Annotated in this window: 10 protein-coding genes; 5 read left to right on the plus strand and 5 right to left on the minus strand. The window is 71.1% G+C overall.

The genetic code is table 11. The annotated features are described in order from the left end of the window. Positions 1-81 precede the first annotated feature (81 nt). Positions 82-555, minus strand: a complete 474-nt coding sequence (locus tag ACGFNH_RS21470; RefSeq protein ID WP_393655982.1) for an SseB family protein — start codon at positions 553-555, stop codon at positions 82-84. 140 nt (positions 556-695) lie between these two features. Between ACGFNH_RS21470 and ACGFNH_RS21475 the strand changes: the two genes are divergently transcribed. Beyond that, positions 696-2522 carry an acyl-CoA dehydrogenase gene (locus ACGFNH_RS21475; protein ID WP_393655984.1) on the plus strand — a complete coding sequence of 609 codons (1827 nt, stop codon included), beginning with the start codon at positions 696-698 and terminating at the stop codon, positions 2520-2522. 174 nt (positions 2523-2696) lie between these two features. Next, positions 2697-4361: a LuxR C-terminal-related transcriptional regulator gene (locus tag ACGFNH_RS21480; protein ID WP_393655986.1), complete on the plus strand. Its 1665-nt coding sequence runs from the start codon at positions 2697-2699 to the stop codon at positions 4359-4361. Positions 4362-4693: 332 nt separating this feature from the next. On the opposite strand, the gene ACGFNH_RS21485 is transcribed toward ACGFNH_RS21480, so the two are convergent. After that, positions 4694-6166 (minus strand): hypothetical protein, encoded by a 1473-nt coding sequence (locus ACGFNH_RS21485; protein ID WP_393655988.1) that lies wholly within the window; start codon positions 6164-6166, stop codon positions 4694-4696. Positions 6167-6499: 333 nt separating this feature from the next. On the opposite strand from ACGFNH_RS21485, the gene ACGFNH_RS21490 reads away from it, so the two are divergent. Then, positions 6500-7885, plus strand: a complete 1386-nt coding sequence (locus ACGFNH_RS21490) for an FAD-binding oxidoreductase (RefSeq protein WP_393655990.1) — start codon at positions 6500-6502, stop codon at positions 7883-7885. A gap of 141 nt (positions 7886-8026) precedes the next feature. On the opposite strand, the gene ACGFNH_RS21495 is transcribed toward ACGFNH_RS21490, so the two are convergent. Then, the gene (locus ACGFNH_RS21495) at positions 8027-8851 is read right to left on the minus strand and encodes a maleylpyruvate isomerase family mycothiol-dependent enzyme (protein WP_393655992.1); all 825 of its coding nucleotides are present in this window, start codon (positions 8849-8851) and stop codon (positions 8027-8029) included. A 157-nt stretch (positions 8852-9008) separates the two neighbouring features. On the opposite strand from ACGFNH_RS21495, the gene ACGFNH_RS21500 reads away from it, so the two are divergent. Then, the gene (locus tag ACGFNH_RS21500; RefSeq protein WP_393655994.1) at positions 9009-9809 is read left to right on the plus strand and encodes a carbon-nitrogen family hydrolase; all 801 of its coding nucleotides are present in this window, start codon (positions 9009-9011) and stop codon (positions 9807-9809) included. 121 nt (positions 9810-9930) lie between these two features. On the opposite strand, the gene ACGFNH_RS21505 is transcribed toward ACGFNH_RS21500, so the two are convergent. Then, positions 9931-10290 carry an HGxxPAAW family protein gene (locus tag ACGFNH_RS21505; protein WP_393655996.1) on the minus strand — a complete coding sequence of 120 codons (360 nt, stop codon included), beginning with the start codon at positions 10288-10290 and terminating at the stop codon, positions 9931-9933. 123 nt (positions 10291-10413) lie between these two features. Here ACGFNH_RS21505 and ACGFNH_RS21510 point away from each other — a divergent pair, with 123 nt between their 5' ends. After that, positions 10414-10896 (plus strand): MarR family transcriptional regulator, encoded by a 483-nt coding sequence (locus ACGFNH_RS21510; protein WP_393655997.1) that lies wholly within the window; start codon positions 10414-10416, stop codon positions 10894-10896. Between the two features lie 43 nt (positions 10897-10939). On the opposite strand, the gene ACGFNH_RS21515 is transcribed toward ACGFNH_RS21510, so the two are convergent. Continuing rightward, complete coding sequence (locus ACGFNH_RS21515; protein ID WP_393655999.1) at positions 10940-11437, minus strand: LURP-one-related/scramblase family protein; 498 nt, start codon at positions 11435-11437, stop codon at positions 10940-10942. Positions 11438-11491 lie beyond the last annotated feature (54 nt).

Raw genomic sequence — 11491 nt, forward strand, 5'->3', positions numbered from 1 at the left:
CGCCCGCACGGCGAAGCCCCCACCGCCACAGCGGCAGGGGCCAGGTCACAGGCCGGAGACCGTACGGCCGGCCCAGGAGGCTCAGCCGTACATGCGCCGCATCGCGAAGTCGACCATCTGCTCCACGGCCTTCGCGTCGAAGACCATCCGGTGGTCGCCCTCCATGTCGAGCACGAAGCCGTACCCCGTCGGCAGGAGGTCCAGCACCTCGGCGCCCGTGATCACGAAGTACTTCGACTCCTTGCCCGCGTAGCGCCGGAGCTCCTTGAGCGAGGTGAACATCGGGATCACCGGCTGCTGGGTGTTGTGCAGCGCCAGAAACCCCGGCCCCTCGCCCCGCGGGCAGTAGATCTTGGACGTCGAGAAGATCTGCTGGAAGTCCTCGGCCGACATCGAGCCCGTGGTGAAGGCGCGCACGGCGTCGGCCAGCGAGGGCGGCGACGGCTCGGGGTAGAGCGGCTGTTCGCCGTAGCCGCCGGGCGCCTGCTGCTGAGGGCCGGGCGGCGGCGCGGCGTACTGCTGCCCCGCGCTGGCGGTCTGGTCGTAGCCGTACATGCCCGCAAGAGTACTGAGTCACATTGAGCGGGTGAGGACTTGCTTCTTATTACTGGCCGGTAGCATCATGGGAAGCACCAACTGATACGCAGTACGTGTGACGAGGACCAAGCCTCCCGATCCCTAACGGAGCCGTCGCCATGGGGCACTACAAGTCGAATCTCCGCGACATCGAGTTCAACCTCTTCGAGGTGCTCGGCCGCGACGCCGTCTACGGCACCGGCCCGTTCGAGGAGATGGATGTCGAGACCGCCAAGAGCGTCCTTTCCGAGATAGCCCGTCTCGCCGAGAACGAGCTGTCCGACTCCTACGCCGACGCGGACCGCAACCCGCCGGTCTTCGACCCCGAGACCAACACCGCGCCCGTCCCCGACACCTTCAAGAAGAGCTACCAGGCGTACATGGACGCCGAGTGGTGGCGTCTGGGCATCCCGGAGGAGCTGGGCGGCACCACGACCCCGCGCTCGCTGCTGTGGGGCTTCGCCGAGACCATCCTCGGCTCGAACCCGGCCGTGTGGATGTACGCCTCCGGGCCCGCCTTCGCCGGCGTCCTCTTCGACGAGGGCACCGAGCAGCAGCGCCACATCGCCAAGCTCGCCGTCGAGAAGCAGTGGGGCTCGACGATGGTGCTGACCGAGCCGGACGCCGGCTCGGACGTGGGCGCCGGCCGCACCAAGGCGGTCCAGCAGGAGGACGGCTCCTGGCACATCGAGGGCGTGAAGCGCTTCATCACCTCGGGCGAGCACGACATGTCCGAGAACATCATTCACTACGTCCTGGCCCGCCCCGAGGGCGCAGGCCCCGGCACCAAGGGCCTCTCCCTCTTCCTCGTCCCGAAGTACGAGTTCGACTTCGAGACCGGTGAGCTGGGCGAGCGCAACGGCGTCTACGCCACCAACGTCGAGCACAAGATGGGCCTCAAGGCCTCGAACACGTGCGAGCTGACCTTCGGCGACCGCCACCCGGCCAAGGGCTGGCTCATCGGCGAGAAGCACGACGGCATCCGCCAGATGTTCATGATCATCGAGTTCGCGCGGATGATGGTCGGCACGAAGGCCATCGCCACCCTCTCGACCGGCTACCTCAACGCCCTGGAGTACGCCAAGGAGCGTGTGCAGGGCCCGGACCTGGCCGCCTTCACCGACAAGACGGCGCCGCGCGTCAGCATCACGCACCACCCCGACGTGCGCCGCTCGCTGATGACGCAGAAGGCGTACGCGGAGGGCATGCGCGCCCTCGTCCTCTACACGGCCAGCGTCCAGGACGAGATCATCGTCAAGGAGGCCGCGGGCGAGGACACCTCCGCCGCCACCGCCCTCAACGACCTGCTCCTGCCGATCGTGAAGGGCTACGGCTCGGAGAAGTCCTACGAGCAGCTCGCCCAGTCGCTGCAGATCTTCGGCGGCTCCGGCTATCTGCAGGAATACCCGATCGAGCAGTACATCCGGGACGCCAAGATCGACACCCTCTACGAGGGCACCACCGCCATCCAGGGCCAGGACTACTTCTTCCGGAAGATCGTCCGCAACCAGGGCCAGGCGCTGACCTCCCTCTCCGAGGAGATCAAGAAGTTCCTGGCCGACACCCCCGGCGGCGACGACCTGGCCGAGGCCCGCGAGGAGCTCGCGGCGGCGGCCGTCGACCTGGAGGCGATCGTCGGCGCGATGCTGACCGACCTCGCCGCCACGGAGAAGGACGTCAAGTCCATCTACAAGGTGGGGCTCAACACCACCCGCCTGCTGATGGCCTCCGGTGACGTGGTGGTCGGCTATCTGCTCCTCAAGGGCGCCGCGATCGCGAACGACAAGCTCGCCTCCGCCACCCCCAAGGACAAGTCCTTCTACGAGGGCAAGGTCGCGGCGGCGAAGTTCTTCGCCCGCAACGTCCTGACCGGTGTCGGGGTGCAGCGCCGTCTGGCCGAGACCATCGACCAGTCCCTGATGGAGCTGGACGAGGCCTCCTTCTGATCCGCTCCTCGAGCTGATCCGCCCGACCGCCGCCGCGGTCGCCGCGGTCCGCGCACCCCATGCGCCGGGGCCCCTGCCCTCCGTTCACCGGACGGGCAGGGGCCCCGGCGCGTTCCGCTCCTATGCTGGTCACGGAGGCAGTCCCGCTCGCCCGGCGCGAGAAGGGAGCCGCACATGACCGACCGCACCGCCGGCACCCGGCGGGCGAAGGACCGGACCAGGGACGCCGTCGCCCGGGAGTCCTGGGCCGAGGCGTACGACCTGCTGGCCGGCCTCGACCCCGCCCGGCTCGGCCCCGACGACCTCGCGGCGCTCGCAGACGCGGCCTGGTGGACCAGCCGCGTCGAGGAGTCCGTCGCCGCCCGCCTCAAGGCGTACTCCGGCTATGCCGCGGCGCACGACGACCGGCGGGCCGGCCTCAGCGCCTGGCTGCTGTTCTACGAGTACCGGCTCGCGGGCCGGGATGCCGCGTCGGCCGGGTGGCTTCGACGGGCCCGGCAGCATCTGGACGGTGAGCCGGAGTGCGCAGAGCAGTGCTACCTCGTCTGGACCGAGGCGGAGGAGGCCGCGCGCCGCGGCGCGTACGAGGAGGCCATGGCGTGCGCGGGGCGGATGGCCGGTATCGCGCGGCGCTGCGGCAGCGAGGACATGCTCGCCATGAGCCGGCAGGCGCAGGCCGGGGTGCTGCTGGCCAGGGGGCGCGTCGCCGACGGGCTCGCGCAGCTCGACGACGCGATGTGCTCGGTCATGGCCGGGGAGCTCAGCTCGTTCTTCACCGGCTGGATCTACTGCCTCGGACTGCAGCACTGCATGGCGGCCGTGGATCTCGAACGGGCCGTGGAGTGGACCGAGGCTGCGATGGAGTGGTGCGCGGCGATGCCGCGGGAGAACGCCTTCCGGGGGCTGTGCCGGGTGCACCGCGCCGAAGTTCTCGAACTCCGCGGCGCCTGGCCGGAGGCCGCCACGGAAGCAGCCCTGACCTGCGACGACCTCCTCCCCCACCTGCCGCCGGTCGCCGCCGAGGCCCTCTATCTGGCCGGGGAGATCGAGCGGCGCCGCGGAGACCCGGCCGCGGCCGAGGCGGCGTACGGCAGGGCGCACGAGCTGGGCCGCGACCCGCAGCCCGGTCTCGCCCTGCTCCGCCTGGCCCAGGGCAAGGCGGAATCCGCCGCGGCCGCCCTGCGGATCGCCCTGGCCGACGAGAGCCACGACCGCATGAGCAGGAGCCGCCTGCTGTCCGCCGAGGTCGAGCTCTCCCTCGCCCTCGGACAGCGCGACCGGGCCGAGGCGGCGGCCGGCGAGCTGGACGCCCTCGCCCGTGACTGGCAGGAGCGGCGCCGGTCCGGGACCACGGTCCTGCACGCGGCCGCCGCGGGGGCGGGTGGCGCGCTCGCGTACGCCGACCATGACCTGGAACACGCGTTGCCGCTTCTGCACCGGGCACTGGACCTGTGGATGCGGCTGGGCGTTCCGTACGAGGCGGCGCAGGTCCGTATGACACTGGGCGCCGCGGACCGGGAATCGGGGAACACCGAAGGCGCCCGGCTCGAACTGCGCGCCGCCCGGGCGGCGTTCGAGCGGCTCGGCGCGGCGCCCGATGCCCGCCGGGCAGCCGCCCTGCTCGGCGACGACCGCGCTCCGCTCCCCGGCCACCTCACGGAACGGGAGGCCGAGGTACTGCGCCTGGTCGCGGCGGGGCGCACCAACCGGTCCATCGCCGGCGAGCTGGTGATCAGCGAACACACCGTGGCCCGCCACCTCAACAACATCTTCGCGAAGCTGGACGTGTCCTCGCGCGCGGCCGCCACCGCCTACGCCTGCACGCACGGCCTGGCCTGACGGTCCCGTCCGAAGGCAGCCCGACCGGCGACGGCCTTCCCCGGCCCGGCGGGACCCGGGGCGCATCGCGCCGGGCGACCGTGGCGCCCGGGTGCTCGCCTCACCCCACCGTCGTGGATGGTCCGGATGCCCGGCACCCACCCCTGGCGCGGGAGCGATCGCGCAGTTCGTCACGCAGCAGAACGCGCCCCCAGCCATCCGCCCATGGCTGCGGGCGCGCATTCACGCGTTCATGTGTTCACGTGTTCAGGACGAGAAGCCGGGACAGTACGGGGCAGCCGCCACGCCGTCCGATGCGGTGGCAGGCCCCAGGCACCCTCGCGGGTCGCCCGTCAGCCCAGGGGGGCTCCGAAGAAGGCGTCCTTGAAGGGCGCGGCGAGGTCCTTGGCGCCGAAGGCGTAGGCGGACGTTGCCGTGAGGCCCGTCGAGGTGCCGCGCAGCAGCCAGGTCGCGCCGTTCTCGCCGTTCTCGGCGGTGGAGCCGGCGGCGAGGTCGCGGTGGCCATTGCCGTCGACGTCCAGGAGCGCGGTGCTGATGCCGAACCGGTCGTTCTCCTCGGCGGCTCCGGGAACACCGGATGTGTCCTGGTGGAAGACCTGGGCTCCGGCACCGGTGACACCGGAGGCGCTGCCGTGGAGGAGGGCGATCGAGCCGGCGTCGGCGGTGCGGCCGACGTCCTCGCCCGGGATGCCGAGCGCGATGTCGGCGTAACCGTCGCCCGTGACGTCCTCGACCGAGACCGAGGCGCCGAGCTCGTCCCGGTCCTCCTGGTGGCCGGGGAAGCCGGCCAGGTCCTGGTCGAAGTACTCCACATTCTCGTCGGACAGGCCGGAGGCCGAGCCCCACGCGACCCATGCCTCGTCCACGCCGCCGACCACGTCGTCGTAGCCGTCGCCGTTCACATCCCCCACACCGGTGCCGACCTCGCCCGTGGTGTCTCCGTTCGCCCGTTCGTAGGTGAAGCCCGAACTGCCGCCGTAGAGCACGCGGTTGCCCCACTCGCCGTCGCCGACGTAGCTCTGCTGGACGATGTCGTCCTTGCCGTCGCCATTGATGTCGCCGACCTGGCCGGACCGGATCGGGCCGGTGATCGAGTCGGGGCCGTCCTCGCAGCCGCTCTTGGTTGCGCACGAGGGGTCGTGCTCCTCATGGCCCCACCACTGGGACTTGTCCACGATGTTCTGGACGGCGGCCGGTTTCCCGGCACGGGATATGGGGCCCTTCCACAGGGTGGCCGGAGCCCCCTCGGGGTAGTCGCTGCTGGAGTACTGGCCGGTGAACAGGGCGAGGTCGACGGTGTCGTCGCCGTCGAAGTCACCGATCTGCGGCGCGCCCCCGTACCCCGCGATGTCCGTCCCGCCGGTCAGACCGGAGGCGGATCCCCAGAGGATGACCGAGCCCGCCTTGCCGCCCGCGATCACGAGGTCGCTGAAGCCGTCCTTGTCCAGATCCCCCTTGGTGAAGGTGGTTCCGAAGTACTGTTCGGCGGTCGCCGAGCCGGGTACACCGCCGGTGTCGCGGCTGATGATCTTCTTGTGGGAGGGGGAGAGCCCGTCGGCCGAGCCGTACATGACGGCCACATAGCCCGCGTTCGCCTTGTCCGACACGGCGGCGTCCGGGGCGCCGACGACCAGGTCCGCGTAACCGTCACCGTTGAAGTCGTCCTGGGCGTCCGCCGACCCTGTCGCGGCCTGGGCCGATGCACCGGTGAGAGCCCAGGCGCCCGCTCCTCCGGCAAGCAGGGCCGCCGCGGCGAGGGACGCGGTCAGCCGCGCGGAACGAGTTCTGCGTCGTTCTCGGGACATACGTTGAAGCCCTTCGAATCGGTCCGGTGCGGCACGAATACGCCGCATTCACGGAGTGCGACTCGAAAGGGGCATTACCCGTTGTACGTCCGGTTGTGAGGGATTGGTGACCATGGGGTGATGGCAGCGCGCGCCACAGCCGCCCCTCCCTCCACGTGCGTACGCGGTGGGCGCGACGCTCGCGGAGAAGCGCGGCGACCGGCCGCATGGGTCGTTCTGCCCATGCGGCGCCCCTGCGGAATGGGCCGTCCCGGCGATGAGGACGCCCGCCCGGCGCGTCTACAACGGGTGCTGTCAGCGTTCCTCCGACGCCCCGGAAAGCCGGTGCCCGCCATGACCGCCCTCACCACCCCGCTGGAAGACGCGCTGCTGGAACGCCTCCGCGGCGCCGTCCGCGGCGACATCATCGAGCCCGGCCACCCCGCCTACGACGAGGCCCGGCAGGTCTACAACGCCATGTACGACAAGCACCCGGCGGTCATCGTCCGGGCCGCCGACGCCGAAGACGCCATCGCGGTCGTGGACTTCGCCCGCGAGCAGGACCTGCTGCTCGCCGTGCGCGGCGGCAACCACAGCTTCTCGGGGCTGGGAAGCTGCGACGGCGGTGTCGTCCTGGATCTCGGCCGCATGCGGGGCATCCGGGTCGACCCCGAGGCCCGTACGGCGCTCGTCCAGGGCGGCTGCACCTGGGCGGACGTCAATCACGCCGCCCATGCCTTCGGGCTGGCCACCACGGGTGGTGTCGTGTCCAGTACCGGCGTCGGCGGCCTGACCACGGGCGGGGGCATGGGCCATCTCGCCCGCCGCTGCGGCCTGGCGTGCGACAACGTGCTCGCGGCGGATCTGGTCACCGCGGACGGACGGTTCCTCACCTGCGACGAGGAACGGCACCCGGATCTGTTCTGGGCCGTGCGCGGTGGCGGCGGCAACGTCGGGGTGGTCACCGCCTTCACCTACCGGCTGCACCCGGTGGGCGACGTCCTCGGCGGTCCGGTCTTCTATCCGCTCGACGCCGATGTGATGCGCGGATACCGGGAGTTGATCGCCGGCAGCGACGAGAACTTCAGCGCCCTGCTGGTCATCACCCTCGGACCGCCGGTGCCCTTCCTGCCCGAGCGCTGGCACGGCAGGCCGGTGTGCGGACTGGTCGTCTGCTGGACCGGACCGCCCGAGGACGACCGGCGGATCCGTGCCCGCCTGGAGGACGTCGGCCCGGTGCTCGGCAGTGCCGTCGACCGCGTGCCGTACCCGGTGATCAACACCCTCTTCGACGAGATGCTGCCCGCGGGCCTCCATCACTACGGGAAGGGGCACTTCAGCCGTGATCTGAGCGACCCGGCCATCGATGTGCACCTGTCCTACGGCGCCATGACACCGAGCCTGCAGAGCGCGACGGTGTTCTTCCCGATCGACGGCGCCTGCCACCGCATCGGGCCGGAGGAGACCGCGTTCGCCTACCGGGACGCCGCCTTCTCCACCGCCCTCTCGCCCGCCCTGACGACCCGTGCCGCCTGCGAGTCCGCCGCCGGGTGGGTGCGCGCCTACTCCGCCGCGCTCGCCCCGCACTGCCTTCGGGGCGGCTATGTGAACTTCATGGACCACGACGACGACAGCCGCGTCCGAGCCAACTACCGGCAGAACTACGACCACTTGGCGGAGATCAAGCGCCGCCACGACCCCGGCAACCTGTTCCGCCTGAACCACAACATCGCGCCATGACGTCCCGGTGTGGCCAACTGCCGTGCCACCGGGCCCTGCTCACTCCATGACGTCGCGCCGCCCCGCGACGTCATGACAAGTACCGCGTACGGGCGGCTCTCCCGTCACCGGGCCGGTCGACCGGACCGTCCCCGGCGGCCGTTACGGCGTGACGGCGAACTCCTTCAGGATCGCCTGCGCCAGTTCCTGGTCCCCTTCGGTCTTCACCTGCTCGGACACGGCCTCCAGCCTCACGCGGCCGCAGGCCAGCAGCATGTACGTCTCCCAGTCCAGGGTCAGCGTGGCCGCCGGGCCCAGCGACGGGCTGCCGTTGACGGAGGCGTTGCCCTCGGCGTCCAGCCGGACCGTCCGCATGAATTCCAGCGGACCGTGCACGTCGAAGACCACAGCCGTGTTGAGCGGCGCACCCGCGTCCTTGGCCACGACCTCGGGCAGCGCGTCCACGAGGTAGTCGCGGGCGACGACCGCGCCCGGCGAGTCGAGGTTGCCGGGCTTGCGCAGCGCACGGCGCAGATCCTGCTCGTGGACCCAGACCTCGAACGCCCGCCAGCGCAGGGCCTCTTCGAGGGTCTGCTCGACACCCAGCGGCCCGCGGACCTTCGTCCCGGGGTCACGCGTCTCGTTACGGAGCTGCCGGGAGCGGCGGATGATCGTGTACTCAAGCTCGGAGGTCATCTCCGGCGCGGTGTGGCACCGCCGTACGTCGACCGGCACCTCGGTGTAGCGGGTCAGCTCGGACGTGACGTGGTACAGGTCGCGGGGCAGGGTGTGGATCGGACGCGGATCGCCGAGCATCTCGCAGTCCACCCCGATGACATGGGAGACCACGTCGCGCACCGACCAGCCGGGGCAGGAGGTGGCGTGGTTCCACTCGCCCTCGACGAGCGGGGAGACCAGCTCGGATATGGCTTCGATGGAGTGAGTCCAGGCGTCGATGTAGGGCTGAAGAGTGGGATGGACGGTCACGGGACCCCTCGGGCGGTTGGGCGCGGGCTGGGTACTCGAGCCACTGCTCTGCAGTTAAGTTACGCTGCGCACGGGCACCCCGGCAGTGCTTTCGCCACTGATCGTAGGCCCCGTCGACCCACTGAATCGAACACCGGATGCCGAGGGTAGTGGTACTGTGCGCGCCTCGTTGCTCCAGATCGACGTGAATCCCCAGGAGTCGGTCGCGGAACGCCGTGACCGCGTCGCCGCGCTGGTCCGCGACCAGGCCGGTTCCGACCTCGTGGTGCTGCCCGAGCTGTGGACGGTCGGCGCCTTCGCGTACGAGACTTTCGACTCCGAAGCCGAGTCGGCCGCCGACGGTCCGACCGCCGAAGCGATGGCGTCGGCGGCGGCGGATGCGGGGGTCTGGCTCCACGCCGGTTCGGTCGTCGAGCGGGCCCCGGACGGCACCCTCTACAACACCTCGCTCGTCTTCGGCCCCGACGGCACCTTGCACGGCACCTACCGCAAGATCCACCGGTTCGGCTTCGACCAGGGCGAGGCCGTGATGATGGGCGGCGGGCAGGAACTCGTCACCGTCGAACTCCCGGACGCCGTCGCGGGTCTGGCCATCTGCTACGACCTCCGCTTCCCCGAGATGTTCCGGCAGCTCACCGACGCCGGTGCCACGCTGCTCGTCCTCCCCGCCGGCTGGCCCGCCCGCCGCCGCGGCCACTGGACCCTGCTGAGCCGGGCCCGCGCGATCGAGAACCAGGCGTACGTCCTGGCCTGCTGCTCCGCGGGCACCAACGGCGGTGTCGAGCAGGCCGGGCACAGCCAGGTCGTCGACCCGTGGGGCGAGGTGCTGGCCGAGGCGGGCGAGGAGGAGCAGGTCCTGACCGTGGATCTGGATCCGGGGAAGGTCGCGGCGACCCGCGAGCAGTTCCCGGTGCTGCGCGACCGCGTACTCGGCCTGGACCTGCCGAAGCGCGCCTGACGCCACCGATGCCGCGCCTGATGCGCCGCCGCCCATGCCTGCGCCCATACCTGCGCCCGCGCCCGCGCCTGATGGTCCGGGTGCACCGGATACGGGCGGTTCCGTACGGGGCGGCCACCGGTCAGCCCGGCTGCGACTCGGGTACGGGCGCGAACACGCTCCCCGTGGCCGCCTTCGCCGGGCGCCGTCCGGCCATCCGGCAGCCCACACAGTCCGGGTGCCCGCCCCTGGCCGAGAGGTCACGGACCCGCCAGTCCCATTGGTCCATGGGCCGGGGCCCCGTCGGCTTGCCCCAGCCGGCCAGGTGCAGGAACCAGGTCACCAGAGCGGCCGCGCCCGCGATCCCCAGCCCCGCCAGGACGACGGGGAGCGAGGCGGCGCAGACGCCGGCGCCCGAGACGGTCAGCCCTGTGAGCGCGATGCCCGTCCCGGTCCAGCCGGCGACCGTGTGCCCGAGATCGACATCACCGTGGACGCTCATGGCCTCTCCTCCTGTCCGTTGGTCCCTGCGCGCGTATCCGTCGGACACCACGCGCGGCAGTAAGCTCGGAGAGCGCGAATTCATCTCACGAACTAAGTAACTTAGATGCTAAGGAGAATCGGCGTGGAGGGCAAGCCCCGCCCTGCGGCCACGGCCGCCGAGGCCCTGCACCGGATGGATCAGTACGTGGCCCTCGGCATCGTCGGGCAGCACCACATCGCCCAGAAGCTGGGGGTGAGCGTCACGGACCTGACCTGCCTCGGCTTCATCCTGGAGGCCGGCGACCAGCCGCTCACCGCGGGCGACCTCGCCGAGCGCGCCAACGTCACCACCGGCGCCATCACCGGCGTACTCAACCGCCTCGAACGCGCCGGCTACGCCCGCCGCGCACCCGACCCCTCCGACCGCCGCCGTGTCCGGGTGGTCGCCGACGCGGACGCGCTCGCGCCCGTGATCACGCTGTACCAGCCGTTCTACGAGCGGCTCGACGCGCTGTTCGCCGACTACACGCCCGACGAAATCGCCGTGCTGACCGACTGGTTCACCCGGGCCGCCGGGGAGGCGCGCGCCCATCTCGCACAGGTACGGGAGACCACGGCCGACTGACCGTGCGGGCGCGCCCTCACGGGACTCGCTCACCGGGCGGGACTCAGTCGTCGAGTCCGCGCTCCCGCTCCGCCAGCCGGATCACGCACACGGCCACGGCGATGATCAGCGCCGGGTCCGCTTCCTCCCGTACGACGTCCACGGCGTAGGTGTCCCGCACCCGGAGCCACCGGCGGGAGATGTGCGCCATCAGCTCGCCCTCGTACTCGACGGCGAACTCCCGGTCCAGGATCCGGCCGCTCACATCCAGCACGGTGCCGTCCACCAGCTCGACGCGGTAGTGGTTCCGGATCAGGGAGAGGCGCTTCCTCCGGATGACCGCGAGCCGGCCGTCCCCGCGCTCGATCTGCATGGCGTCGCGCAGACTCACCATCTTCTTCCTGATGGTGACCAGTACGTTCCCTTGCGGGTCCTTCAGCTCGAAGGTCTCCCGCAGTCGCAGCGCCTTCCCGTCGACGAGGAAGACCTTGCGGCCCTGCTCGTCCTCGATCCAGTAGTCCTCGCCGATCCCGAAGATCCGGTCGCGCACCAGGTATTTCATGGCAGACCCCTTCCCGCTGCGCCGGGCGGTGCCCACCGGAATAACCCGTACGCC

The sequence above is a fragment of the Streptomyces sp. NPDC048639 genome, from assembly GCF_043199075.1.
Classification (GTDB): domain Bacteria; phylum Actinomycetota; class Actinomycetes; order Streptomycetales; family Streptomycetaceae; genus Streptomyces.